Source organism: Achromobacter sp. GbtcB20 (genome assembly GCF_019091095.1).
Classification (GTDB): domain Bacteria; phylum Pseudomonadota; class Gammaproteobacteria; order Burkholderiales; family Burkholderiaceae_B; genus Achromobacter; species Achromobacter mucicolens.
The window spans coordinates 249,165-272,897 of sequence record NZ_JAGXJZ010000004.1 but is presented as its reverse complement, the minus strand read 5'-3'; the positions used below and the strand labels follow the sequence as shown (position 1 = coordinate 272,897).

The window sequence follows — 23,733 nt, the reverse complement described above, 5'->3', positions numbered from 1 at the left end:
GCTCATGCTTGACCGGGCGACAGGACCTGGCCCGGGCGTTCGGCGCCCGTCCGTTCCCCGTCCCAGACCTGCCTGCCGTTGACCCACACCGCGTGGATGCCCCGGCTTGCCTGAATGGGCGCTGAAAAAGTGGCCACGTCGGTGACGGTGGCGGGATCGAACAGCACCAGGTCAGCATGATACCCCTCTCTCAGCAGGCCGCGCCCGGCCACGCCGTATTGGTGGGCAGCCAACCCCGTCATCTTGTGGATGGCCGATTCCAGGGACAGCAGGTTTTGCTCGCGCACCATCGTGCGCAGGACGTTGGTGAACGTGCCCCATTGGCGGGGGTGCGGATGGGGATCGAAGGGCAGCCCGTCCGAGCCGACCATGGTCAGCGGATGGGCAAAGATGCGGTTGACGTCGGCGCAATCCATCAGGAAGTAGATGGCGCCGGCCGGGGCCAGGCGGGCCACGGCGGCCTCGTCGTCCAGGCCCAGTTCGGCCATCACTTCGCTGAAGTCGCGGCCCGTCGCTTCGGGGTAGCCTTTGGACCAGGTGATCATCGTCCGGCTGGCAAGCCGCGCGCGATCGAGCCGCAGCATGGTGGAGGTGGCGGGGTAGGGGTGGCAGTCCAGGCAGACGGGCTGCGAGGCTGCGGCGCGGCTGATGATATCCAGCGTTTCGCGGCTGCGTCCGTGATTGCGTTCGCCCGCCAGCTTGTGGTGAGAGAAGACGACGCGGCAATCGATTTCGCGACCGATGTGCAGCGCCTCTTCGATGGCCGGCACGATGTGATCGGCCTCGTCGCGCAGGTGGGTGGCATAAATGCCGGCGCGGCCGCGCAGCGGCTGGCACACGTCGACGATCTCGTCCGTGGGCGCGGCGCTGGCCGGCGGATAGAAGGTGCCGGTGGATACACCGAAGGCGCCGGCGTCCAGCGCTTCCTGCATGAGTTCGCGCATGGCGGCGCGTTCCGCGTCGTTGGCAGCGCGCGATGTGTCGTCCATGACGGCGACGCGCAAGGTGGTGTGGCCCACCAGTGGAATCACGTTGACTGCGGCGGGCGTGTCGCGCAGCGCGTCCATCCAGGACCGGAAGGTGCCAAAGCGAAAGAGCGACGGCGGGCCCAGCAGGTCCAGCGGCTGCGGGATCTGCGTGCGCGCCAGGGGCGCCAGGCTGATCCCGCAGTTGCCGGTGACGACCGTCGTGATGCCTTGCGACACCTTGGGCAGCATGTCGGGATGGGCCAGCAGATACCCGTCGTCGTGGGTGTGCGAGTCGATGAAGCCCGGCGCCAGGGCCAGGCCCCGGCCATCGATGACCGGCGCGCCGGCGGGATGGGCAAAGCTGCCCACCGCCGCGATGCGCCCGCCGCGCACGGCAAGGTCGCCGACGGTGGCGGGCCCGCCCGATCCGTCGATGAGCGTGGCGCCCGCGACGATGAAGTCAGCCTGCAAGGTGTCTGCCGTCATGAAGAATGCTCAGTCGAGTTTTTCGATGCCGGCGTTGTCGATGATCTGCTGCCACTTGGCGGTTTCGCGATCGATCAGCTGCTTGAACTCGGCGGGCGAACCGGATGCCGGTTCGGCGCCTAGCGTGGCCAGGCCCTGGCGCACTTCCGGCGCCTGCAGCGCCTTCTGGATGGCGGCGTTCAGCGTGGCGACCACGTCATCGGGGGTGCCCTTGGGCGCCACGACGCCACCCCAGGCGACCGTCTCGTAACCCTTCAGGCCGGATTCGTCCAGCGTCGGCACGTCGGGCATCAGCGACAGGCGCTTCAGGCTGCTGACGCCGATGGCGCGGACCTTGCCGCTCTTGACGAGCGGTGCGGCTTCCGAGGTGTTGACGAACAGGTAGTCCAGGCGGCCGCCAAGCAGATCCTGGATGGCGGCGGGGCCGCCGTTATAGGGGATGAACATCACGTCCAGCTTGGCCATGCTCTTGAACAGCTCGCCGCCCATGTGGCCGGTGGTGCCCACGCCCGAGGCGCCGTACGACAGGCGGCCCGGCTCGTTGCGGGCGCGGTCGATCAGGTCCTGCACGCTCTTGATGGGCGATTCGGCCGGCACGATCAGCGCGTTGTAGAGGTCGAACATGTGCGCGACCGGCGTCAGGTCCTTGTCCACGTCGTACGGCAGGCGCTTGAAGAGCGAGCGGTTGACCGCCAGCGTGTTGATGTTGCCGTAGCCGACGGTATAGCCGTCCGGGGCGGCGCGCTTGATGAGCGCGATGCCGATGTTGCCGGCCGCGCCGGCGCGGTTCTCGACGACCATCGTGGCGCCGGTGTCGCGGGCCATCTGGGTCGTGATCAGGCGCGACAGCACGTCGGGCGATCCGCCGGCGGCGGACGGGACCACGAAGGTGATGGGCTTGTCGGGATAGCCGGCGGCCGAGGCGGCGCCGATGAAGGCGACGCTGAGCGCCGCCATGGAAAGACTGCGAAGGAGCGTGCTGCGCATGATGGATTTCCCCTGGTTTTGTTTTGTGGAGCGGGCAGATTACACCTTGGCATGCGGCACTGCGTCATCGAAAAATGTCTCAAACCTATAATCCCCCGTTATCGGAATAGGGGAAAAAAATGGATGCGGATGCGTATGCCGACGAGGTCGGCCCCAGCGCCGGAAGGCCACTGAACCTGCGTCAGATCGAGGTGTTCCGCGCGATCATGATGGCCGGGTCGATCAGCGGGGCGGGGCGCATGCTGCATGTGTCGCAGCCGGCGGTGAGCCGGGTGCTGGCGCTGACGGAAAGCCGCCTGGGCTACCGGCTGTTCGAGCGGGTCAAGAGCCGGCTGTCGCCCACCGCCGAAGCCCGGCGCCTGTATGCCGAGGTCGAGCAGGTGTATGGCGGCATTCAGCGGGTGAACGACCTGGCCGCCAGCCTCGGCCAGTCGGGCGCGGGAATGCTGAAGATCGTGGCCAGCGCCAGTTTCGGGCAGCGTCTGATCCCGATGGCGCTGGAGCGGTTTCGCGGCCGCAATGCAGGCGCGCGCGTGGATTACCGCAGCGTGACTTTCGACGAACTGGCGGCGTATTTCCTGTCGGGTCAGGCCGACATCGGCATTTCCATGCAGCCGCCGGATCACCCCAACCTGACGTCCGTGCGGCTGGCGCGTGTGCCGGTGGTCTGCGTGCTGCCGCCCGGGCATCCGCTGGCCAGTCATGAGGTGGTGCTGCCGGAAGACTTTTCGTCGGCGGCGTGGATCGGCTATCCGCGCGACACGCCGCTAGGACGCGCGCTGCAGCCATTCTTTGGAGAGGGCCCGCGCTGCGCGGCAGCGGTCGAGGTGCATTCGCCCGTGACGGCCTGTTCGTTCGTGCAGCAGGGGCTGGGACCGGCGCTGGTCGACGCATGGTGCGTCACGCCGGACCAGGCAGCCCACATGGCGCTTCGCCCGATCGAGCCCGAGGCCAGCGTGGAAATCTGGGCGACGCATTCCAACCTGAGTGCGCCGCCCTTGCTGGCGCGGCGCTTCCTGGCCGCCGTGAAAAAGATCCTGGAAGGCGAGACGCTGCCCGGCGCGGCGCCTGCGTAGGCGAGCCGGGCAGCGGCAGCCGTTACAGGCCTTCGGCCTTCAGTGCGGCCTGCACGCCCGCGTCGGCCTGCATGCGTTCGAAGAACGCTTGCAGATGGTTCAGGCCGGACAGGTCGATTTCCTTTGCGTGGGCCCAGCGCAGCACGACAAACAGATACGCGTCCGCCACAGACGGCGCGGCGCCGGCCAGATAGGACTTGCCCGCCAGTTGCGCATCCAGCTGCCCGAACAGCTTGGTCAGAAGCGCCGACGCGGAGCCCGCCAATTCTTTTTGCGCGCCTTCGTCCTTCAGGTAGCGCTGCGCGCCGAACAGCAGCGAGAAGGTCTTGTGGACGTCGGAATTGATGAAGCCGACCCAGCGGCGCACTTCGGCGCGCGAACGCGCGGTGCCGTCGCCCAGCAGGGGGATTTCCGGGGCCTGTTCGGCCAGGTATTCCAGGATGGCGACATTCTGCGTGAGGGTCCAGTCGCCATCGGTCAGCGCGGGCACGGCGCCCAGCGGATTGATCCGCAGAAACTCCGGCTCCTTCAGCGCTTCACGGCTGAGTTTGTGCGTCTCGTACGGCTTGCCGATCCACTCGAGGACGATGTGGGAAGCGAGCGAGCACGCGCCGGGCATGTAGTACAGTTTCATCTGGTCGAGTCTCCTGAGAGCAAGAACGGGAGAGCTCCCGTCCGTGGGCGCTATGGTACGCCAACCGGGTGTGCCAATTGCGAGCGGCCCCCGCGTCTCACTGTCATGCCTTGCGCGCCTGCTTTTCAATCTGTCGCCGCCGGAGATGTCCATGCAGTCACGCACCGCCGCGAGCACGCGCGCAATTCCCCTGATCCTGTCCTTGGCCGTGGCCTTTGCGGCCGCGCCCGCCGTTGCACAAGCCTCGCAGGAACCGCCGTCGGCGCCCGCCCGCGTGACGCCCGTCGTCGGCGGCCTGGATCACCCCTGGTCCATGGCGTTCCTGCCCGATGGCGGCATCCTGATCACCGAACGGCCCGGGAACCTGCGGCTGCTGCGTACGCCCGGTGGGCTATCCAAGCCGCTGTCCGGCGTGCCGCAGGTTGCTGCGCGCGGTCAAGGGGGACTGCTGGACGTGGCGCTGTCGCCTGATTTTGCGACCGACCGCTACGTGTACCTGGCGTATGCGGAGTCGGATGGCGACAAGAGCGGCACGGCCGTGGGTCGCGGGCGGCTGGCCGATGACGCCAGCGGCCTTGAGGGATTCAAGGTGCTGTTACGCCAGGAGCCCAAGCTGTCGTCCGGCCAGCATTTCGGATCGCGGCTGGTGTTCGACGGCAAGGGCTACCTGTATATCGCGCTGGGCGAGAACAATCAGCGCCCGACGGCACAAGACCTGGACAAGCTGCAAGGCAAGGTTGTGCGGCTCAAGACGGATGGCTCCGTGCCGGCGGACAATCCCTTCGTGGGTAAGCCGGGCGCGCGCCCCGAGATCTGGTCGTACGGCCATCGCAATCCGCAGGGCATGGCGCTCAATCCCTGGACCGGCGAACTCTGGGAAAACGAACACGGGCCGCGTGGCGGCGACGAGATCAATGTCGTGAAGCCGGGCAAGAATTACGGCTGGCCGCTGGCCACCTACGGCATCAACTATTCGGGCTTCGCCATTCCGGAAGCCAAGGGCGAAACCCTGCCGGGCATGGAGCCGCCGATCCATTGGTGGCCGAAATCGCCCGCCATCAGCGGCATGGCGTTCTACGACGCGGACCGGTTTCCGGCCTGGCGCAATTCGCTCTTCATCGGCGCGCTGGGCAATCAGAACCTCATCCGCCTGACTGTCGACGGCAATCGCGTGGTCGAGAAGGAACGGCTGCTGGTCGACCGCAAGCGGCGGATTCGGGACGTGCGGCAGGGGCCGGACGGTTATGTGTATGTGCTGACGGACGCCTCGCCTGGCGAATTGCTGCGGGTGGCGCCGGCCGAAACGGGAGGGTGACGGCCATGAAATCCTACGAGCTCATCGGGTCCGCGGGTTGCGGCTCGGCCATTGTCGAGATGGCGCTGGTGCTGGCCAATGTGCCGCACACGCTGACGGATGTGCCATATCTGAAGCCGGGGCCCGAGCGGGACCGGCTTTTGCATCTGAATCCGCTGGGGCAGGTGCCCACGCTCATCCTGCCCGACGGCGAGGTGATGACCGAAAGCGCGGCGATGATCCTGCACCTGAACGATGTGGCGCCGCAGGCCGGGCTGGCGCCCGCGCCGGACAAGCCGGAGCGGGCGCGATTTCTTAACCTGCTGATGCGGCTGGTGGCGGCGGTGTATCCCACCTTCACCTACGGCGATGAGCCCGCGCAATGGACGACGCCGGGCGCGGGGGCCGATCTGCTGCGTGAGCGCGTGCACACGCGCCGCGCCGAGCTGTGGCAGGAACTCGAACGCCAGGCCGGCGCGCCGCACATGCTGGGGCGGCGCTTTTCGGCGCTGGACCTGTACGTGACGGTCATGACGCACTGGCGTCCGGGACCGTCGTGGTTCGGCGCCATGTGCCCGGCGCTGACGGCGGTGGCGCGCGAGGCCGAACAAGAGCCGAACGTCGCAAAGGTGTTGCAGCGGCACTTTCCGCCGCCCACCGAATAGTGCTGGCGGGCAGGGCGGCCGTCAGCGCGCGGCGCGGCGGCGCGACTTGCCCCGCGCCTCGCGAACGGCGATGTACACGCCGCTGCCCGCAATGAAGACGGCGCCCAGGTACGCGTAGGCGTCGGGCGCCTCGCGCCAGAAGATCCATCCCAGGATCGTGGCCCAGACGAGGCCCGTGTAGTCAAAGGGGGCGACGACGGACGCCGGTCCGATACGGAATCCCTGCGTGATCAGCGTCAGTCCCAGCGTGCTGAACAAGGCCACCGCGCCGAAGTACGGCAGGTCTTCGGCGGCCGGCGCGCGCCAGACCCACGCCAGCCCCAGCGAGCTCCACACCAGTTGGCCCAGCACGATGTAAAAGGTGATGGTCAGCATGCCTTCGGCGCGGTTGATGCCGCGCGCCGTGATCATCATGACCGCGTAGAGCAGGGCGGTGGTCAGCGGCAGCAATGTGGCCGCCTGAAAGGCCTGCGTGCCGGGACGCACCACGATCAGCACGCCCGCAAAACCCGCCAGCACGGCTAGCCAGCGCTTGCCGTCCACGCGTTCCTTCAGGATCAGCACGGAAAGCGCCGTGACGAATAGCGGCGCGGCGAACGCGATGGCGGTGGTCTCGGCCAGCGGCAGCGCCTGCAATCCCAGGTAGAAGCAACTGGCCGAGATAACGTTGATGGCGCCGCGCGTCAGGTGCAGTCCGGGATGCATCGTACGCAGCACGCGGCGGCCGCCCAGCCATAACGCCAGCGCGGTCACGAAAGGCAGCGCGATCAGCGCGCGCATGAAGAGGATCTGCAGCGGGTTGTACGTTGCGCCCAGCCATTTGGCGCTGGCGTCGCTGAGGGTCAGAAAGAAGATGCCGCCCGCCACGCAGGCAATGCCTGCGGCGGCGGAGTGTTCACGGACGGCGGGTAATGCGGTGGTTGGGGACATCAGAGACCTGCAAGGGCGGCGGTTCCTGCCGCCGGGAATGAATGACGGGAAGTACGGGTTCAGGGCTGCGCGCGGTAGGCAGCCCAGGCGACCATGGCCCACGCGGCCAGGAATGCCGTTCCGCCAAACGGCGTGACGGCGCCCAGCCAGCCTTTGCCGGTCAGCGTCAGCACATACAGGCTGCCCGAAAACAGCACGATGCCGACAAACATCACGACGCCTGCCGCCGACAGCAGGGGCGAGCCGAAACGCGCGCCGAGCAGCGCGATGACGAAAAGACCGAGGGCGTGGACCAGGTGGTACATCACCCCGGTCTGCCAGACAGCCAGCATTTCTGGCGTCAGGATGCGTTTGAGGCCATGCGCGCCGAAGGCACCGGCGCCCACCGCCACCATGAGATTGAGCGCCGCGAGTATCGTGAGCTGCCGGTCCGTCATTGCCTGTCCTTGAGAGAAATGCGAGGGGGTAAATTTGCCGCCGCCTATGATAGGCCGAAACAGGGGGCGTGACGGGCGGCGCGCCGCTTCCAACGGGAGCGCCGCCGCCTGGCACTGCGATGCCGGGTATGTCCTGTGGAGGCGGCCCGCAGCGCCTTGCGCGGGTATTTCCAAATGGGATATTATAAATTCAATTTGGTAATTCAGCCGCTCATGGCGTGGCCGGTCCCCCGGTTTGCCGCCCGTGCGCGGCGCCCGGAGCAGACCATGACCATCGCCCTTGCCGATAAATCACCGACCAAGCGCGGCGCCACCGCCAAGCGTCCGCCGCGCGCCCGCCAGCTGTTCCGCGGCCTGGTCGACAGCCCCCTGACCGACATCGCGCGCGACGTGCATCGCGGCCTGCCTGCGCAGATGGTCGACGATGCGGCTGATTATCTGCAGGTGCCCAAGTCCGAGATCATGGCCATCACGGAGGTCAAGGCGGCGTCGCTGTCGCGGTGGACGCGTGAAGGCCAGGCGCTCCCGCTGGGGGAATCGGACCGGCTTGCCCGCGTCGCCCGCGTGGTGCGCGTTGCGCGCCAGGTGCTGGGCAGCGACGAGGAAGCGGTGCTGTGGCTGAACACGCCCGTGCCCGCGCTGGGCAACGTCAAACCCCTGTCGCTTCTGACCTCGGACGCCAGCAGCCGCATCGTCGAAGACACGCTTGCCCGTGCCGCAGCGGGCGTCTACGCATGAAGGACTACGTTTCGCTCTGGCGCATCGGCACCACGGCGGGCAAATACCGGGCGGACGACCTGAGCGGCGCGGGCGCAGCCGCCGTGGGCGGCCGCTACAACAGCCCCGGCACGCCCGTCGTGTATGCCTCGGCCAGCGTGGCACTTTCGGTGCTGGAAACGGTGGTGCACTTTGCCGCTCGCGCGTCCCAGCAGGCGAACCGCTACCTGATCGAACTGGCCGTGCCCACTGCCGTCTTCGAAGCGCGCCAGTCGCTGTCGCTGGCGCAGCTTCAGGACGACTATCCGTTCTGGGATGCGGTGCCCTTCGCGGAGGCCTCGCAGGCCGTGGGCGATAACTGGGTGGCGTCGGGCGTATCGGCGCTGCTGGAACTGCCCAGCGCCATCGTCCCGTATCGCGGCGTGCCGGACTGCAACTTTCTCGTCAACCCGGCGCATCCGGATGCCGAGCACATCGTGGTGGTGCGGCGCGAACGCTTCATCTACGATCCGCGCCTGCGGCCCGCATAGCTTTCAACACACGACGCGCCCGATGCCGGGCGCGCCGCATCGGAATGACCGCGGCTGGGTCAATCGACCGTCAGCACGGCGCGTCCCACGACCTTGCCTTCGCGCAGCGAGGCCAGCACACGGTCCGCCTCGGCCAGCGCATGGCGGTGGACCGGCATGGGCGGCACCTTGCCCGCCCTCACCAGTTCCATCAGTTCCTTCAGTTCGGTCAGGTTGCCCACGTAGCTGCCGATGATCGACAGCGCCTTCATCGGGATCAACGCGATCGGCCAGGTCGAACCGCCGCCGAACAGGCCCACGATGATGAGCTTGCCGCCCTTGGTCAGGAAGTCGAACGCGAGCGAGGTGGTGGCGGGTGCGCCGACCAGGTCGATCGCAGCCTGCACCGGCTTGCCGCCCGCGGCCTTCATGATCTGCTGCGCGGCGTCGGGCGCGGCGCCGTCGATGGCCGCCAGCGCGCCCGCGTCCAGCGCCGCCTGCCGCTTGGCCGGATCGATATCGACGACGATGGCGCCCGCGCCGCCCAGTGCCTTGATGAGGGTCAGGCTCATCAGGCCCAGTCCGCCCGCGCCGAAAATCACCACGGGATGTTCGCGGTAGACGTCTGCGCCGATCTTCTTCAATGCGGAATACGTCGTCAGGCCCGAGCACGCGTAGGGCGCGATCTGCGCGGGATCGAGGTCGCCGATGTCGATGAGGTAGCGGGGATGCGGCACCACGATGTGGTCGGCGTATCCGCCGGCGCGATGCACACCCAGGCAGGCCGGCGCGGTGCAGTGGTTTTCCATGCCGGCCGCGCACGAGGCGCATTTGCCGCAACCGATCCACGGATAGACGAGGTAGTTGCGGTCGGTGGCAAGCCCTTGCGCGTCGGGCCCGGCCGCCACGACGGCGCCGACCGTTTCGTGGCCCATCGTCAGCGGCAGCGACACGCCGCGGTCCTTGAGCGACAGGGTGCGTCCCTGGCCGAGGTCGTAGCCGCCTTCCCACAGGTGGATATCGCTGTGGCATACGCCCGCCGCGCGCACCTTCAACAGCACCTGCGTCCCCTGCGGGGTGGGCGTGGGCTGATCCATTTCCTGCAGGGGCTCGCGGAAATTGACGACGCAATAGCACTTCATGGTTGTCTCCTTTCTATTTCTTGACCAGGGGGCATTCGCTGTCGGCGAGCGACACGAAGACCTTTTCGCCGGGCACCGTGGACAGGATGCGGTAGTAGTCGTTCGGGTACTTGGACTCGGCGGGCTTTTTCACCTCCACCAGATACAGGTCCATGATGACGCGACCGTCTTCGGGGCGCACCCGGGCATTCTTTATCAATTTGGCCGTGATGGGCAATTCCCGCATCTTCTGGTTGACCGCCGCGCCGTCGAAGCTGCCCGCAGCCTGCGCGGCTTGCAGGTAGTGAGTGGTGGCCACGTAGCTCAGGGCCTGGACGATGGACGGCGCGCGCGTGACGCCCATCTTCTTCTGCCAGCGCTGCGTCCACGCGCGAGTGTCCTCGTCCGCGTCCCAGTAGAAGCCGGTGGGAAAGGTGAGGCCCTGCGCGACGGGCAGGCCCATCGCGTGGACGTCGTTGATGAACGTCAGGAACGTCAGCATGCGCTGCTTGCCGCCCGCCAGCCCGAACTCCTGCGCCTGCTTGATGAGGTTGACCAGGTCGCCGCCGGCGCTGGCCAGGCCCACGACGTCGGCCTTGGAGGACTGGGCCTGGACCAGGAACGAGGCAAAGTCCATGGCGCCCAGCGGGTGGCGCGTGCTGCCCACGACCTTCCCGCCGGCGCGCTCGACAAAGCGCGAGGCATTGCTTTCCAGCGATTTGCCGAACACGTAGTCGGTGGTGATGAAATACCAGCTCTTGCCGCCGCCCTCGACCACGCTCTTGACCACTGCGTTGGCCAGCGCGTAGGTGTCCGGCGCCCATTGCGTGCTGAGGTTGCTGCATTGCTTGCCGCTGAAATCGCCGGCAAAGCCGCCGCTGATGAGCGCGGTGCCGCCTTTTTCCCGGGCGACGCCCTGGGCCGCGAGCCCGGCCGAGCTGGCGCCGCCGTCAACCACCGCGACCAGGTTCTGGGTGTCGAACCAGCGGCGCACCAGGGCGGAGGCCACGTCGGCCTTGTTCTGGTTGTCCGCGCCGACCACCTCGACGGTCTTGCCTGCGACCTTGCCGCCGAAATCCTCCACGGCCATGCGTACGGCCATCTCGGACCCGAGCCCGCCCAGGTCGGAATAGATGCCGGAACGATCGTTGGATACGCCCAGCCGCACGACGTCGGACTGGGCCTGCGCCGCGCAGGCGGCCAAAGTGGCGGCCAAGGCCGCCAACACGGGTTTGATACGCATCTGTCTGTCTCCCAACCCTGGAATGGGCCGTTTTATTGATCTGTCGGATGACGCGGTAACTCGGGAAGGCGGCGCCGGTGCTCCAGCCGGCTGAAATTTATTTCATATTGGTGAATGTAAATTCCTGTGCAAGAATTTAGGTACCTGTCCATGAAAAGTCAACACGGTGGAACACCCTAGTCCGCGTGGACAGAATCCGTTGCCGCGAAGGAGGGAGACGCCGTGGAAGTCAAGCTGGTTGCCCGCACGCTGGAGCTGCTTGAGCTGTTTGCGCAGACCCGGCGTCCCATGCCGCTCACCGAACTGGCGCAGGGCCTGGGCGCGCCGATGTCCAGCTGTCTGGCCCTCGTGCGCACGCTGGTGGCCCGAGGCTATCTGTACGAGGTCCGGCGCCGCGCCGGGTATTACCCGACGGCCAAGCTGCACGGCCTGGCCGCGCAGATCCTCACGGGCGATCCGTGGCTGGACCTGGTGCGTCCGCGTCTTGCCGCGCTGCGCGACGCCGCGAACGAGACCGTGATGCTGGGCAAGATCCAGGATGGCGCCGTCGTGTTTCTGGACGTCGTGGAATCCACCCAGCCGGTGCACTATGCCGCGCGTGCGGGTGAGCGGCGGCCGCTGCACACCAGCTCGGTCGCCAAGGCCATTCTGGCGCGCTTGCCCGCCGCCGAGCGCGAGCAGGTGCTGGCCGCGGCGCAATACACCCGCTACACGGACCACACGCTGACCACGCGCGAAACCCTGCTGGCCGACGTCGAGCGCGCGGCCGAGCAAGGCTGGGCGTCGAACGTGGGTGAGAGCGTCGTCGACCTGACCGGCCTGGCGGTGGCGCTGGATCTTGGGGGCGAATGGTATGCGCTATGCGTGGCGGGCCCCACGCCGCGCGTGTGGGCGCAGCGCGAGGACAACCTGCTGCATCTGCGCGAGGCGGCAGAGGCAATCCGCCGCAACCGCGAGGGGTAGCGGGCCGGTCCAATGCGCACTGGGCCCTTCAGGGCCCCCGGCGCACCAGCGTGGATTTGCCGAACAGGCTTTCGATAAGGTCCACCGCCAGCTCGGCCGTCCGGTTGCGCACGTCGAGCGCGGGATTCAGTTCCACCACGTCCAGCGAACGCATGAGACCGGTGTCGGCAATCATCTCCATGCAAAGCTGCGCTTCGCGATAGGTGGGGCCGCCCATCACCGTGGTGCCCACGCCCGGCGCGATTTCGGGATCCAGAAAGTCGACGTCGAAGCTCACGTGCAGGTGCGTATCGCCGTCCAGGCCGGCCAATGCGGCCTGCATGGTGGCGCGCATGCCCATCTCGTCCAGGTAGCGCATGTCGAAGACCTCGAGGCCAGCCTCGTGCAGCAGGCGCTTTTCGCCCGGATCGACGCTGCGGATGCCGATCTGGCGCACGCAGGACGGCTCGATGTCCGGGCATTCGCCGGACATGCCGATCAGCGGCGCCGGCCCGTTGCCGCACAGGCAGGCCACGGGCATGCCATGCAGGTTGCCGGTGGGCGTCAGCGCATGGGTGTTGAAGTCGGCGTGGGCGTCCAGCCACAGCACGCGCAGTTTTTTGCCCGCGGCGCGGCAATGGCGCGCGACGGCGCTGACCGAACCGATTCCCAGGCTGTGATCACCACCCAGCAGCACCGGCAGGCGCCCCGCCGCCAGTTCCTCGTGGACCGCATCGTGCACGGCGCGGTTCCACGCGGTCACTTCCTCCAGATGCCGGTAGCCGTCCACGGGCGGCAGCCAGGGGTTGGCGGGTCCGTACAGGTTGCCGCGGTCGCGGACCTGAAAACCCAGCGCTTCGATGACCGGGCCCAGGTCCGCGACACGCAGCGCTTCCGGGCCCATCGAGGCGCCGCGGGCGCCGGCGCCGATGTCGGTCGGCGCGCCGATCAAGGTGACGTCGGTGGGCAGGGTTGGGGTGTTCGTCAATTCGCGTGCTCCGTGTTGCGGTTCAAAACTTGCCGTGCGCGGGCGTGAACGTCAGGCCGCCGACAGCACCGCCGCCAGTTGATCGCACGCCCAGTCCACCTCGTCACGCGTGACGATGAGCGGCGGCGACAGGCGCAGGGTATGGCCGTGGGTGTCCTTGACCAGCAAGCCCCTCGCCTGCAAGCGTTCGCACCACAGGCGTGCGCCGCCCGCGTCCGGCTCCAGTTCGACGGCCAGCATCAGGCCGCGTCCGCGGACCTCGCGCACCGGACCGGGCAGGGCGCGCAGGCGCTCCAGGAAGTGGGCGCCAACCACGGCCGCGTTCTCGATCATGCCTTCCTCGGTCAGCACCCGCAACGCGGCGCGCGCGATGGCGCACGCCAGCGGATTGCCGCCGAAGGTGCTGCCGTGCTGGCCGGGCTGGAACACGCCAAGCACGTCCGCGTTGGACAGCACGGCGGATACGGGATAGAAGCCGCCCGACAGCGCCTTGCCGATGAGGGTGACGTCGGCCTCGATGCCTTCGTGTTCCTCGGCCAGCAATTTGCCCGTGCGCCCCAGACCGGTCTGGATCTCGTCCAGGATCAACGTGATGCCGCGCTCCGTGCAGCGCTGGCGCACGCGGCTGAAATAACCCGGCGGCGGCAGCACGACGCCGGCTTCGCCCTGGATCGGCTCGACCAGGAAAGCGACGGTGCGGTCGCTGATGGCGGCGTCAAAGGCCTCAAAATCGCCGAACGGCACGACCTTGAAGCCGGGCGCGAACGGCCCGTAATGGCCATAGGCGTCGGGATCGGTCGAAAACCCCACGATGCCCAGCGTGCGCCCATGGAAATTGTTGGCGCACACGATGATCTCGGCCTGACCCTCCGGCACGCCTCGTACCTCGTAGCCCCACTTGCGCACCGCCTTGATGGCGGTTTCGACGGCCTCGGCGCCGCTGTTCATCGGCAGGATCTTGTGGGCGCCCGTCAGGCGCGCCAGGTCTTCGTAGAAGCCCGCCATCTGGTCATGGCGGAACGCGCGCGAGGTCAGTGTGAGCTTTTGCGCCTGCTCGGTCATGGCGGCCAGGATGCGCGGGTGGCAGTGGCCCTGGTTGACGGCGGAGTACGCGGCCAGGCAGTCCATATAACGGCGGCCGTCGACGTCATGGACCCAGACGCCGCTGCCGCGCGCCAGCACGACATCCAGCGGATGGTAGTTGTGCGCGCCCAACTGGTCTTCGATGCGGTCGCGGCGGCTGGCCGCTGACTGCGCGCTGGGCTGGGGGGTCATCACGGCACTCATGAACGTCTCCCAAGGGCGTACTCAGGCCATCTTAGCGCCGCCGGGGCGGCTTGGCATTGCCATTGCGTGACAAAGGCCTTTCTGGGGCCTGCGGCGCCAGGTGCTGCACAATAGCGCCTGTGCCGGACCGTCGTCCGGCGTTCCGATTCTGTGGATGGCTGACATGCTTGTGCACCAATTGCTTAAGAAACTGACGCGGGGGGCCGCGGTGGCGGCGCTGGGATTGGCTGTGATTGCGCCCGCAGCCGCGCAGGAACAGCCCCTGCGCATCGGCGTCATCGCCAGCGTGGCCAACGAAGCCACCGAATTGGCCATTGCCGAGGCTAAGCAGCAGGGTCTGGACGTCAAGCTGGTGGAATTCAACGACTGGGTGCTGCCCAATATCGCGGTGGCCGATGGTTCGGTGGACGCCAACTTCTTTCAGCACGCGCCGTTTCTTGAACTCTTCAACCAGCGGCGCGGCGCCAACCTGCAACCCATTGCATACGGCTATTCCACGACCATCGGGCTCTTTTCCAAGAAGCTGAAAAAGGGCGATCCGGTGCCCGAGGGCGCCACGATCGCAGTGCCCAACGACCCGGTCAACACCGGCCGCGCCTTGCTGCTGCTGCAGTCGATGGGGCTCATCACGCTCAAGCCGGGTGTGGCGCATCAGGCCAGCCTGGAGGACGTGGTGGCCAATCCGAAGAAGCTCAAGTTCGTGCAGATCGAAGGCTCGCAGTCGGCCCGCACGTTCGACGATGTGACCGCGTCGGTCACGTACACGACCTTCGCCAAGCAGGCGGGCCTGAACGAGAAGGACGGGCTGGCCTTCGACAATACGGACCCCGACAGCATCCGGCGCTACGCCATCCGCTGGGTGGCCAAGCCCGAAAAAGCGCAGGATCCGCGCCTTTTGAAGTTCATTGCCATTTATCAGAACTCGCCTGAAGTGAAGGCCACGCTCAAGCGTCTTTACGGCGACCTCATTTCCTTCCCCTGGTAAGGGGGCATTCCATGTCTGACCTCGATGACCGCGACCGGAAACTCTTGACGCTGTTGGCCGACGACGCCACGCCCAGCTATGCGGAGCTGGGCAAACTGCTCAACCTGTCGGCGCCCGCCGTGCACGAACGGGTCAAGCGGCTCAAGCGCGACGGCCTCATCAAGGGCATTGCCGCCAAGCTCGATGGCGCGAAGATGGGCCGGCCGCTGCTGGCCTTCGTGCATGTGGACACGATCAACTGGACCATCACCCAACAGGTGCTGGGTCTGGCCGAACTGAACGAAGTCGAAGAGATCCACACCATCACGGGCAAGAGCGCCATGCTGCTGAAGGTAAGGGTGCGCGACACCCAGGCGCTGGAACTGCTGCTGGCCCGTATCCATCAGATCGAAGGCATCAGCAACACCACCAGCGACATCGCGCTGACCAGTTATCTGGAGCGCGGACCGCTGCCCGAGGCGGCCTGAGCGGCCGCCTTGCGGTCAGCGCGACGAAGCGGCGCGCAGCCGCAGCCGCGTTATCTCAGACGGCGCCCACAGGCGCTTTGGCGGCCCCCAGTAACCGGTGCCGCGGCTCGTGTAGACCCACATCTTTCCCAGCCGGTGCAGCCCGGCGGTGAAGGGCTGCTGGAACCGCACGAAGAATCCCCACGGAAAGAATTGCCCGCCATGGGTATGGCCGGAGAGCTGCAGCGTGTAGCCCGCCGGCTCGGCCGCGACCGCGCTGCGCGGCTGGTGCGCAAGCAGAATCCGGACCGCGGCGTCGGCGGGCGCGCCGGCCAGCGCCGCCGTGGGATTGCTGCGCTGATGCGGATCGTAGGCCCCGGCGCTGTAATCCGTGACGCCCGCCACCACTACGGGCAGGCCCGACGGATGGATCACGGCGTGTTCGTTCAGCAGGACGCGCAGGCCGAGGCGGCGGAACTCCGCAATCCACGGGGCCGCGCCCGAATAGTATTCATGGTTGCCGGTGACCAGGTACACGCCGAAAGGCGCGCGCAGATCGCCCAGGGGCCGGGACTGGGCGGCAAGCTGCTCGACGCTGCCGTCGACCACGTCGCCCGTGATGGCGATCATGTCGGGCAGCTGTTCGTTGACCGCGTCGACGATGGCCTGGACATAGCGGCGCTTGATGGTCGGACCGACGTGGATGTCGCTGATCTGCACGATGGTGAAGCCGTCAAGATCCTGCGGCAGGCCGGCAATGGGCACGTCCACATCGACCACGCGTGCGCGCCGCCGCGCGTTGTAAAAGCCCGCCAGCGTGCCGGCCAGCGCAAGCACGATGACTGTCCATGCGCTGGCGCGCCGCAGTTCGGTCCAGGGCAGGTTGGCGCCCGCCGCCAGGTTGCCCAGCCACAGGATCAGTAGAAGTGCGTCGCGCAGCACCGTCAGCACGAACAGCGACGAGAACAGCCCCATTGCCAAAAGGCCGACCCAGGCGATGCGGTCGCCCCATGGCGGGTTGACGGACGAACGCGCCAGCATGCCCATCGGGATCAGCACGCACGACAGCACCAGGAAAAGAATGGCGGCGGCGTCGCCTTCGCGGCCAAGCAGCAGATCGGGAATCAGGCGGGCGCCGACGTACACATGGGCGAGGGCGCCCAGGGTCAGGAACCGCAGGAAGAATGAGGATTGGCGTAGGGACACGGCAGCGGGCAGGCACGCCGCGGAAGGACGCGCAGGAAACGAGGGAACCGCCATTCTATGCCCCGCCGGCACCTGACGCGTTGCATCGCGCGCCGGTCTGGTCAGGCCGGCAGCTCGCCTTCCCGGCAGATGAGGCTGGCGTCCATTTCATCAAGCCGGTTGATGCCCAGCATCGCCATGTTGCGGTCGACCTCGGCGCGCAGCAATCCGATGGCGTGCGCGACGCCCGCCTGTCCGCCCACCGCCGCGGCGTAGTTGAACGGGCGGCCGACGAACACGCAGCGCGCGCCCAGCGCAAGCGCCTTGAGCACATCCGTGCCGCGCCGCACGCCGCTGTCCATCATCACCGTCATCGCGCCTGCTTGCGCCACCACGCCCGGCAGCGCGCGCAGCGGCGAGATCGCGCCATCAAGCTGGCGCGCGCCGTGGTTGGACACGATGATGCCGTCCGCGCCATGCTGGCGAACCAGCGCCGCGTCGCGCGGATGCAGGATGCCCTTGATGATGAGCGTGCCCGGCCATTGCCTGCGGATGCGCGCGACGTGCTCCCAGCTAAGGTGGTCGCGCGCCGTGAAGTCGCGCAGCACCGACGCGGAGACGATGGGCGCGCCGCGCGTGGCAAAGGAATTTTCAAAGTGCGGCATGCCGTGCGCCAGCAGCGTGCGCAGGAACGTGCCGGCCAGCCAGCGCGGGCGCGCCAGGCCGTCCAGCGCGAGGCGCAGGCTGGGCTTGAGCGGCGTGGAAAACCCCGTGCGCACGTTGTTCTCGCGGTTGGCGGACACGGGGATGTCGACGGTCAGCACCAGCGTCTCGAAGCCCGCGCGCCGCGCGCGTTCGATCAGCGCATCGATCTTGGCGGGATCGCCGGGCAGATAGGCCTGGAACCAGGTGCCGGGCGCTTCTTCAATGACGGCTTCAAGCGGGATCAGCGACGTGCCGCTCAGGATCGCAGGCACGTTCTGCTCGCGCGCCGCGCGGGCCAGCACGATGTCGCCCCGGTAGGCCGACAGCGCGCTGATGCCCATGGGCGCGATGCCAAACGGCGACGCGTAGGTGCGGCCGAACAGTTCGGTCTGTTGCGTGCGGCGCGAGACATCGACCAGGACGCGCGGGGTGAACGCGTACTGGGCGAACGCGTCGCGGTTGCCCTTGAGGGATTGGTTGTCTTCGGCCGCGCCGGCGATGTAGCCGAAGATGGGGCGCGGCAGCCGGCGGCGCGCGGCAGTCTCGAAATCGTCCAGGGAGAGCATGCGCCCCAGTGCGCGGGACAGCGGACGGGCAGTGGCGCGAGGCGCGGCGGCGGGCAGGGCGGTCGTGGTCATGGCGGGCCGGTAAAAGCCCGTAATCTAACAACGCCCGTTTGCGACTGAAAGCGAATAAAACAAAAGCTGCTTGTTCGCTTTAGGCGAAAAAGCGGCGTCGGGGTGATTTACACCTGGACGGGCAGCGCCAGCAGTTCGCCCATGCGTACCGGACCCAGCACGGACGGCGTGTCGGCCCAGCGGATCTTGTCCGGCCCGAACAGCACGATGGCCGTGGAGCCCAGCTTGAAGCGGCCCATTTCGGCGCCTTTCTCAAGATGGATGGGCGCGCGGGCGGCCGCGTCGTAGCGCACGGACTTGATGCGGCGCTTGTGCGGGGTGACCAGACCCGCCCACACGGTTTCGATGGACGCCACGATCATCGCGCCCACCAGCACGACCGCCATGGGACCGTGTTCGGTATCGAAGATGCAGACCACGCGCTCGTTTCGCGCGAACAGGCGCGGCACGTTGCGGGCGGTCAGGGGATTGACGGAAAACAGACGGCCCGGCACATGGATCATTTCGCGCAGTGTGCCGGCGACGGGCATGTGGACGCGGTGATAGTCCTTGGGCGACAGGTAGATGGTGGCGAACTGTCCGCCCTGGAAGGGCGCGGCGCGCTCGGTGTCGCCGCCCAGCAGGTCGGCAAGCCCGTAGCTGTGACCCTTGGCCTGGAAAATGCGGCCCTGTTCGATGGCGCCCATCTGGCTGATGGCGCCGTCGGCCGGGCACACCACCGCGCCCGGCTCTTCGTCCAGCGGCCGCGCGCCGTCTTTCAGCGCACGCGTGAAGAAGTCATTGAAGCAGTCGTAGGCCAACGGGTCTTCTTGCAGCGCCTCGCTCATGTTCACGCCGTACTTGCGGACGAAACGCGAGATCATCCAGTTCTTCACCGCGGGTTCGCGGCAGTCCGATGCGTATCCGAAGAAGCGCGACACCAGGTGGTGCGGCGCGAGATACTGGCTGGCAAGAAAAAGTTGGTCTTTGATAGGCATCTAGGGCGCTAAAAAACGCGTCCCGCATGCAGCGGGACGTGGTTGAAGGTGCCGCGCGGGCCAGGTTGAAGCTGGAGTCCGGCAATTCGGCGCGATTGTAACGCGGTTGGCCGGACGCGGCGCGCAAAAAGCGCTCAGGCGGCCTTGGCGGCCAGCTTGGTCTTGTAGAGCCAGTCCTTGTAGTCGTCCAGGTCGCCATCGAACGGGTTGACCTTGCCGTCGGCCACGATGATGAACTGGTCGGTGGTGGCGCGCAGCAGGTGGCGGTCGTGCGAGACGAGCACCAGCGTGCCTTCGAACTGCGCCAGCGCGTCGGTCAGGGCCTCGCGGGTTTCCAGGTCCAGGTGGTTGGTGGGTTCGTCCAGCAGCAGCAGGTTGGGGCGTTGCCACACGATGAGCGCGAGCGCCAGGCGCGCTTTTTCGCCGCCGGAGAAGGGGGCGATGGAACTGGTGGCCATCGTGCCGTTGAAGTTGAAGCTGCCCAGGAAGTTGCGCAGTTCCTGTTCGCGCACGGTGGGTGCGATCTTGGTCATGTGCCATAGCGGCGATTCATCGTGGCGCAGCATCTCGACCTGATGCTGGGCGAAGTAGCCGATGGACAGCCCCTTGTTGAACTGCGTCTCGCCGGCAAGCGATTCGATCTCGCCGGCAATGGTCTTGATGAAGGTCGACTTGCCCGCGCCGTTGATGCCCAAGAGACCGATGCGCTGGCCCGCCTGCAGCGAAAAGTTGATGTCCGACACGATGATCTTGTCGGACACGGCTTCGGTGGCTTCGTCCTCGATGCGATAGCCCGCGCTGACCTTGTCCATCGTCAGCAGCGGATTGGGGGCGCGCAGCGGCTCGCGGAACTCGAACGAGAATTCGGCGGCGGCGCGCAGCGGCGCCACTTCTTCCATGCGCGCCAGGGCCTTGATCCGGCTCTGCGCCTGCCGCGCCTTGCTGGCCTGCGCCTTGAAGCGGTCGATGAACGATTGCAGGTGCGCGCGCTGGCGCATCTGCTTTTCCATCATGCCTTGCGCCAGTTCAAGCTGCGCGGCGCGCTGGCGCTCGAACGACGAGTAATGGCCGGAGTAGCGCTTGAGCTTGCGTTCGTCGATGTGGACGATCACGTTCACCACGCCGTCCAGGAAATCCCGGTCGTGCGAGATGACGATGAGCGTGCCCGGATAGCGCTTGAGCCAGTCTTCCAGCCAGATGATGGCGTCCAGGTCCAGGTGGTTGGTGGGCTCGTCGAGCAGCAGCAGGTCGGATGGACACATCAGCGCCTGCGCGAGGTTCAGGCGCATGCGCCAGCCGCCTGAAAAACTCGTGAGCGGCAGGTGCATCTGCGCCTGCGTGAAGCCCAGGCCGGTCAGCAATTGCTCGGCGCGCGAATGCACCGTGTAGGCATCGGCGTCGGCCAGCGCGGCGTAGATCTCGCCCATGCGCAGACCGTTCTCCGCGCTTTCCGGTTCGGCTTCCAGCGCGGCCAGTTCCGCTTCCAGCTTGCGCAGCGTGGTGTCGCCGTCAATGGCGTATTCGATGGCGGGGCGATCCAGCGCGGGCGTCTCCTGCGCGACGTGCGCCACGCGCCACGACGCGGGATAGTCCAGGTCGCCCTGGTCGGCGTGCAGCGTGCCGCGCAACAGGCCGAACAGGCTCGACTTGCCCGCGCCATTGGCGCCGATGAGGCCGATCTTGTCGCCGGGGTTCAGAAGCAGGTCGACCTTGTCGAGCAACGGCTTGACGCCGCGCATGAGTGAAACTTGTTGGAAGCGGATCATGACTACGAAACGGGATGGCGCGACGGGCGCGCGGCAAGGCGCCGGCCAGCGGCGCGGTGCAAAGGGCGGAAAGCGGGGCGGGAGGGCGCGCGCAACATGCGCGCCGGCGCGAAGCATGAACGGAATGGAAGCAACCCAACTCCGAACGCGAGGGGGGATTGTACCCGGGCGGGAAGCTCCGGGCGGGCAGCTCCGGGCGGGCAGCTCCGGGCGGGCAGCCTCAGACGGGCGCCTCCCGCCGCGTCTTGCCCTTAAGCCGCGCCGATCGCCTGCGCCAGCGCCAGCACGCGCTCGGCCTCTTGCGCGTGCAGGTTCTCGACCAATGCGCCGTCCACGACCGCGACGCCCTTGCCCTCGGCCTGCGCCGCGGTCCATGCCTCGAGGCGCCGGCGTGCGGTGTCCAGTTCCTCGGGCGTCGGCGCGAAGGCCGCATTCGCGGCGGCGATTTGCCGCGGATGGATCAGCGTCTTGCCGTCAAAGCCTTGATCGCGGCCTTGCCGGCATGCGCCTTGCAGCCCGGCGTCGTCGTTCAGGTCCAGGTGCACGCCGTCCAGCACGGCCAGGCCGTGTGCGCGGGCCGCCATGACGGCAAGCGAGCGCGCCAGCAGCGTCTCGTCGCGAGAAGGCGTGTGACGCGCGTGCAGGTCCTTGACCAGATCCGATGTGCCGACGACGATGGCGGCCAGCCGCGCGTGACCGCCTGCAATGGCGTCCATACGCAGAAAGCCAAGCGGCGTTTCGGCCATGGCCCACAGCGGCAGGTCGGCGGGCGCGCCTGCCGCGTCCAGCGCCTGCGCCAGCGCCGCCAACTGGGCCGGACTCTCGACCTTGGGCAGCAGCACGGCATCGGCGCCGGCCTGCGCAATGGCGCGCACGTCGTCCAGGCCCCAGGGCGTATCCAGTGCGTTGACGCGCACGATGCATTCGCGCCGCCCGTAGCCGCCTTCCCGGAGCGCGGCGGCAACCTGTGTCCGGGCCTGCGCCTTGGCATCGGGCGCCACCGCGTCTTCCAGGTCCAGGATCAGCGCGTCCGCGTCGAGCGTGCGCGCCTTGTCGAGCGCGCGCGCGTTGGCGCCAGGCATGTAGAGAACGGAACGGCGGGGGCGGAGCGGGGCGGTCATGGCGGTCTCAGGATTTGGGCAGGCTGCCCACGATGGTGACGGGCGTGGTGCAGACATAGCCCACGCCATAGACCGTGCGTATGCCCAAGTCGCCGCCGGCCAGCGCGCGCAGCTTGCGCCGCAGCCGGTGCATGTGGGCATCCAGCCGATGCGTGTCGTAGGCCTCGACGCTTGCGCCCAGCGCTTCGACGAGGCGCGCGCGCGTCAGCGGCAGCGGCGCGGCCTGGATCAGCGCGCCGATCAGCCGGCTTTCGGTGTCGGTGATGTCGACGCTGATCTGGCTGGGGGTGGTCAACGTGCGGCGCGCCGGGTCAAAACGCCAGGCGTCCGACTGCGCGTCCTCGGTGTCGGCGGCCGGCACGACGCGCAGGCGCCGGGACAGCGCCACCAGGGTGGCCCCCAGCTCGGCCAGGTTCACGGGCTTGGTCAGGTAGTGGTCGGCGCCCAGGCTCAGGCCCGATACCTTGTCTTCGCTCAAGAGCCGCCCGGTGAGCATGATGATGCCCATCGACGGATACGTGGTGCGCAGGTGCGATACGCGCGCCAGCCCGTCGCCGTCCGGCAGCATGGCGTCCAGCACGAGGATGGCGGGGGTGACGGTAAGCAACAGGCTGTCCAGCTCGGCCAGCGAGCCCGCAGTGAGGATGGCTTTGTCCAGGCCCAGGTCCTGGATGTACTCGGCGATGGAATCGCGCCAATCTCCGTGGTCGTCCACGACGATGATCGTCACGGCGCGGCGCGCTTGCGCGCTCCTCGGGCGAACAGGGATGTTCTCGTCATGCTATGAATTCGATAGGGGGCCGCGTGCGCGCGGAAATCAGGGGATGACGGTGTGCGTATCCCGCGTGCTTGCGCGCAGAATATCATCCCCGCCGTTGCGGCGGCGCGTCATGGATCAAGGATGCGATCCAGACCGTGGGCAAAAAGGGGCTGGTCAAAAATTGCGCAGCCCGGTGCGCATCGCCCGAAAGGCCATCAGCCGTGCGTTTGCGTTTTTCTTATCCACAAATTCTGTGGATAAGAAAAACAGCGCGGATACCGTCCTGGCCGACTAAGGGAGTAATTCGACCGGCACGCCATCGGGCACTTTGCGCATCCGATCGCGTTCGATCCGGCCCGGTGCAAAGCGCGTCTTGCGCGCAGCAGCATTTTGCAGCAGCACCGACAGCACCGAACCCTTGTCCTGGATCCATCGCGTCTTGCCCCGCAACAGCTTCACCGCGTTCTCGGCCGTCCCCAGGCGGTAGGACATGGCGTTGATCTCGATGGAGGATTTGCCGTTGAACAGCGATTCGTCGATTTCGGTGATGGCGGCCGCATCGAGATTGTTGCTTTCGTGGTCGATCCGGTACACGTACTTGAAGCCGTGAAACGGATCCTGCACGACGATGAGTTTTTCCGATCCGGAAACGTCGGACATCATGCCGAGGATGCGCGACTCAACCATCTGGTTGCCGCGTTGTTCTTCGGTGTAGATGAAAATGCTGTGGCGCACGGGGGGCGATGCGGCCGGCGCGGCCGCGACAAGGCGAGAACGATCCATACCTGAGCGAAGGGAAGCGGGGAGGGGTCGAGAGACCCCGAAGGCCCGCATGATACCAATTGTTTCAGGAATGTGCTGTAACA

Annotated in this window: 24 protein-coding genes; 8 read left to right on the top strand and 16 right to left on the bottom strand. The window is 67.3% G+C overall.

Features of this window, described 5'->3' with window-relative positions:
* Positions 1 to 2: 2 nt before the first annotated feature.
* Both KVT32_RS08665 and KVT32_RS08660 read right to left on the bottom strand, forming a co-directional pair.
* A complete protein-coding gene (locus KVT32_RS08665) occupies positions 3 to 1,454 on the bottom strand; it encodes an amidohydrolase family protein (protein ID WP_217618039.1) in 1,452 nt (483 codons plus the stop codon).
* A gap of 9 nt (positions 1,455 to 1,463) precedes the next feature.
* Positions 1,464 to 2,441 (bottom strand): tripartite tricarboxylate transporter substrate binding protein, encoded by a 978-nt coding sequence (locus KVT32_RS08660; RefSeq protein ID WP_217618038.1) that lies wholly within the window; start codon positions 2,439 to 2,441, stop codon positions 1,464 to 1,466.
* 119 nt (positions 2,442 to 2,560) lie between these two features.
* Between KVT32_RS08660 and KVT32_RS08655 the strand changes: the two genes are divergently transcribed.
* Entirely contained in the window at positions 2,561 to 3,517 is a 957-nt protein-coding gene (locus tag KVT32_RS08655; protein ID WP_217618037.1) for a LysR family transcriptional regulator, read from the top strand.
* A gap of 22 nt (positions 3,518 to 3,539) precedes the next feature.
* On the opposite strand, the gene KVT32_RS08650 is transcribed toward KVT32_RS08655, so the two are convergent.
* Positions 3,540 to 4,151 (bottom strand): glutathione binding-like protein, encoded by a 612-nt coding sequence (locus KVT32_RS08650; protein ID WP_152384384.1) that lies wholly within the window; start codon positions 4,149 to 4,151, stop codon positions 3,540 to 3,542.
* A gap of 151 nt (positions 4,152 to 4,302) precedes the next feature.
* Here KVT32_RS08650 and KVT32_RS08645 point away from each other — a divergent pair, with 151 nt between their 5' ends.
* Positions 4,303 to 5,466, top strand: coding sequence for a PQQ-dependent sugar dehydrogenase (locus KVT32_RS08645; RefSeq protein ID WP_175155436.1), 1,164 nt, complete (start codon positions 4,303 to 4,305; stop codon positions 5,464 to 5,466).
* Positions 5,467 to 5,471: 5 nt separating this feature from the next.
* Entirely contained in the window at positions 5,472 to 6,110 is a 639-nt protein-coding gene (locus KVT32_RS08640; protein WP_056318730.1) for a glutathione S-transferase family protein, read from the top strand.
* Between the two features lie 21 nt (positions 6,111 to 6,131).
* Here the strand turns inward: KVT32_RS08640 and KVT32_RS08635 are convergent, their stop codons facing one another.
* The gene (locus KVT32_RS08635) at positions 6,132 to 7,040 is read right to left on the bottom strand and encodes a DMT family transporter (protein WP_152384387.1); all 909 of its coding nucleotides are present in this window, start codon (positions 7,038 to 7,040) and stop codon (positions 6,132 to 6,134) included.
* A gap of 59 nt (positions 7,041 to 7,099) precedes the next feature.
* On the bottom strand, positions 7,100 to 7,477 hold the full coding sequence (locus KVT32_RS08630) for a DUF423 domain-containing protein (protein WP_062841117.1): 378 nt from the start codon (positions 7,475 to 7,477) through the stop codon (positions 7,100 to 7,102).
* A gap of 267 nt (positions 7,478 to 7,744) precedes the next feature.
* Between KVT32_RS08630 and KVT32_RS08625 the strand changes: the two genes are divergently transcribed.
* Together KVT32_RS08625 and KVT32_RS08620 are read left to right on the top strand one after the other, a co-directional pair.
* Positions 7,745 to 8,215 carry an antitoxin Xre/MbcA/ParS toxin-binding domain-containing protein gene (locus KVT32_RS08625; RefSeq protein WP_056318733.1) on the top strand — a complete coding sequence of 157 codons (471 nt, stop codon included), beginning with the start codon at positions 7,745 to 7,747 and terminating at the stop codon, positions 8,213 to 8,215.
* Positions 8,212 to 8,724, top strand: a complete 513-nt coding sequence (locus KVT32_RS08620; RefSeq protein ID WP_152384388.1) for an RES family NAD+ phosphorylase — start codon at positions 8,212 to 8,214, stop codon at positions 8,722 to 8,724. The genes KVT32_RS08625 and KVT32_RS08620 overlap by 4 nt, the downstream gene beginning before the upstream one ends.
* Before the next feature lie 59 nt (positions 8,725 to 8,783).
* On the opposite strand, the gene KVT32_RS08615 is transcribed toward KVT32_RS08620, so the two are convergent.
* Both KVT32_RS08615 and KVT32_RS08610 read right to left on the bottom strand, forming a co-directional pair.
* On the bottom strand, positions 8,784 to 9,845 hold the full coding sequence (locus tag KVT32_RS08615) for an alcohol dehydrogenase (RefSeq protein WP_217618036.1): 1,062 nt from the start codon (positions 9,843 to 9,845) through the stop codon (positions 8,784 to 8,786).
* A 13-nt stretch (positions 9,846 to 9,858) separates the two neighbouring features.
* The gene (locus KVT32_RS08610) at positions 9,859 to 11,067 is read right to left on the bottom strand and encodes an ABC transporter substrate-binding protein (RefSeq protein WP_217618035.1); all 1,209 of its coding nucleotides are present in this window, start codon (positions 11,065 to 11,067) and stop codon (positions 9,859 to 9,861) included.
* Positions 11,068 to 11,289: 222 nt separating this feature from the next.
* Between KVT32_RS08610 and KVT32_RS08605 the strand changes: the two genes are divergently transcribed.
* On the top strand, positions 11,290 to 12,030 hold the full coding sequence (locus tag KVT32_RS08605; RefSeq protein WP_152384391.1) for an IclR family transcriptional regulator: 741 nt from the start codon (positions 11,290 to 11,292) through the stop codon (positions 12,028 to 12,030).
* 28 nt (positions 12,031 to 12,058) lie between these two features.
* Here the strand turns inward: KVT32_RS08605 and rocF are convergent, their stop codons facing one another.
* Both rocF and rocD read right to left on the bottom strand, forming a co-directional pair.
* Positions 12,059 to 12,997 (bottom strand): arginase, encoded by a 939-nt coding sequence (gene rocF / locus KVT32_RS08600; protein WP_152384392.1) that lies wholly within the window; start codon positions 12,995 to 12,997, stop codon positions 12,059 to 12,061.
* 51 nt (positions 12,998 to 13,048) lie between these two features.
* The gene (rocD, locus tag KVT32_RS08595; protein ID WP_217472106.1) at positions 13,049 to 14,284 is read right to left on the bottom strand and encodes an ornithine--oxo-acid transaminase; all 1,236 of its coding nucleotides are present in this window, start codon (positions 14,282 to 14,284) and stop codon (positions 13,049 to 13,051) included.
* Between the two features lie 163 nt (positions 14,285 to 14,447).
* Here rocD and KVT32_RS08590 point away from each other — a divergent pair, with 163 nt between their 5' ends.
* Positions 14,448 to 15,269 (top strand): MetQ/NlpA family ABC transporter substrate-binding protein, encoded by an 822-nt coding sequence (locus KVT32_RS08590; RefSeq protein WP_152385489.1) that lies wholly within the window; start codon positions 14,448 to 14,450, stop codon positions 15,267 to 15,269.
* 11 nt (positions 15,270 to 15,280) lie between these two features.
* A complete protein-coding gene (locus KVT32_RS08585; protein ID WP_056317626.1) occupies positions 15,281 to 15,736 on the top strand; it encodes an Lrp/AsnC family transcriptional regulator in 456 nt (151 codons plus the stop codon).
* A 15-nt stretch (positions 15,737 to 15,751) separates the two neighbouring features.
* Here KVT32_RS08585 and KVT32_RS08580 read toward each other — a convergent pair whose 3' ends face one another.
* From KVT32_RS08580 to KVT32_RS08550, 7 genes are all read right to left on the bottom strand, one after another.
* The gene (locus KVT32_RS08580; protein ID WP_217618034.1) at positions 15,752 to 16,921 is read right to left on the bottom strand and encodes a metallophosphoesterase; all 1,170 of its coding nucleotides are present in this window, start codon (positions 16,919 to 16,921) and stop codon (positions 15,752 to 15,754) included.
* A 101-nt stretch (positions 16,922 to 17,022) separates the two neighbouring features.
* Entirely contained in the window at positions 17,023 to 18,243 is a 1,221-nt protein-coding gene (locus KVT32_RS08575) for an alpha-hydroxy acid oxidase (protein ID WP_217618033.1), read from the bottom strand.
* Between the two features lie 107 nt (positions 18,244 to 18,350).
* Positions 18,351 to 19,220: an archaetidylserine decarboxylase gene (gene asd / locus KVT32_RS08570; protein ID WP_142055348.1), complete on the bottom strand. Its 870-nt coding sequence runs from the start codon at positions 19,218 to 19,220 to the stop codon at positions 18,351 to 18,353.
* Positions 19,221 to 19,354: 134 nt separating this feature from the next.
* Entirely contained in the window at positions 19,355 to 20,986 is a 1,632-nt protein-coding gene (locus tag KVT32_RS08565) for an ATP-binding cassette domain-containing protein (RefSeq protein WP_217618032.1), read from the bottom strand.
* Between the two features lie 251 nt (positions 20,987 to 21,237).
* Positions 21,238 to 22,107, bottom strand: coding sequence for a CoA ester lyase (locus tag KVT32_RS08560; RefSeq protein WP_217618031.1), 870 nt, complete (start codon positions 22,105 to 22,107; stop codon positions 21,238 to 21,240).
* Positions 22,108 to 22,114: 7 nt separating this feature from the next.
* Positions 22,115 to 22,837, bottom strand: coding sequence for a response regulator transcription factor (locus KVT32_RS08555; RefSeq protein ID WP_056317634.1), 723 nt, complete (start codon positions 22,835 to 22,837; stop codon positions 22,115 to 22,117).
* Between the two features lie 321 nt (positions 22,838 to 23,158).
* Positions 23,159 to 23,650 carry a hypothetical protein gene (locus tag KVT32_RS08550; RefSeq protein WP_056317637.1) on the bottom strand — a complete coding sequence of 164 codons (492 nt, stop codon included), beginning with the start codon at positions 23,648 to 23,650 and terminating at the stop codon, positions 23,159 to 23,161.
* Positions 23,651 to 23,733 lie beyond the last annotated feature (83 nt).

What these genes read in the sequence shown, in the direction of transcription:
- rocD (WP_217472106.1), bottom strand. Translation starts at nt 14,284, where the DNA reads ATGAGTGCCGTGATGACCCCCCAGCCCAGCGCGCAGTCAGCGGCCAGC.
- KVT32_RS08615 (WP_217618036.1), bottom strand. Translation starts at nt 9,845, where the DNA reads ATGAAGTGCTATTGCGTCGTCAATTTCCGCGAGCCCCTGCAGGAAATG.
- KVT32_RS08585 (WP_056317626.1), top strand. Translation starts at nt 15,281, where the DNA reads ATGTCTGACCTCGATGACCGCGACCGGAAACTCTTGACGCTGTTGGCC.
- KVT32_RS08550 (WP_056317637.1), bottom strand. Translation starts at nt 23,650, where the DNA reads ATGGATCGTTCTCGCCTTGTCGCGGCCGCGCCGGCCGCATCGCCCCCC.
- KVT32_RS08650 (WP_152384384.1), bottom strand. Translation starts at nt 4,151, where the DNA reads ATGAAACTGTACTACATGCCCGGCGCGTGCTCGCTCGCTTCCCACATC.
- asd (WP_142055348.1), bottom strand. Translation starts at nt 19,220, where the DNA reads ATGCCTATCAAAGACCAACTTTTTCTTGCCAGCCAGTATCTCGCGCCG.
- KVT32_RS08590 (WP_152385489.1), top strand. Translation starts at nt 14,448, where the DNA reads ATGCTTGTGCACCAATTGCTTAAGAAACTGACGCGGGGGGCCGCGGTG.
- KVT32_RS08645 (WP_175155436.1), top strand. Translation starts at nt 4,303, where the DNA reads ATGCAGTCACGCACCGCCGCGAGCACGCGCGCAATTCCCCTGATCCTG.
- KVT32_RS08560 (WP_217618031.1), bottom strand. Translation starts at nt 22,107, where the DNA reads ATGACCGCCCCGCTCCGCCCCCGCCGTTCCGTTCTCTACATGCCTGGC.
- KVT32_RS08640 (WP_056318730.1), top strand. Translation starts at nt 5,472, where the DNA reads ATGAAATCCTACGAGCTCATCGGGTCCGCGGGTTGCGGCTCGGCCATT.
- KVT32_RS08630 (WP_062841117.1), bottom strand. Translation starts at nt 7,477, where the DNA reads ATGACGGACCGGCAGCTCACGATACTCGCGGCGCTCAATCTCATGGTG.
- KVT32_RS08635 (WP_152384387.1), bottom strand. Translation starts at nt 7,040, where the DNA reads ATGTCCCCAACCACCGCATTACCCGCCGTCCGTGAACACTCCGCCGCC.
- KVT32_RS08620 (WP_152384388.1), top strand. Translation starts at nt 8,212, where the DNA reads ATGAAGGACTACGTTTCGCTCTGGCGCATCGGCACCACGGCGGGCAAA.
- KVT32_RS08610 (WP_217618035.1), bottom strand. Translation starts at nt 11,067, where the DNA reads ATGCGTATCAAACCCGTGTTGGCGGCCTTGGCCGCCACTTTGGCCGCC.
- KVT32_RS08625 (WP_056318733.1), top strand. Translation starts at nt 7,745, where the DNA reads ATGACCATCGCCCTTGCCGATAAATCACCGACCAAGCGCGGCGCCACC.
- KVT32_RS08660 (WP_217618038.1), bottom strand. Translation starts at nt 2,441, where the DNA reads ATGCGCAGCACGCTCCTTCGCAGTCTTTCCATGGCGGCGCTCAGCGTC.
- KVT32_RS08575 (WP_217618033.1), bottom strand. Translation starts at nt 18,243, where the DNA reads ATGACCACGACCGCCCTGCCCGCCGCCGCGCCTCGCGCCACTGCCCGT.
- KVT32_RS08655 (WP_217618037.1), top strand. Translation starts at nt 2,561, where the DNA reads ATGGATGCGGATGCGTATGCCGACGAGGTCGGCCCCAGCGCCGGAAGG.
- KVT32_RS08665 (WP_217618039.1), bottom strand. Translation starts at nt 1,454, where the DNA reads ATGACGGCAGACACCTTGCAGGCTGACTTCATCGTCGCGGGCGCCACG.
- KVT32_RS08565 (WP_217618032.1), bottom strand. Translation starts at nt 20,986, where the DNA reads ATGATCCGCTTCCAACAAGTTTCACTCATGCGCGGCGTCAAGCCGTTG.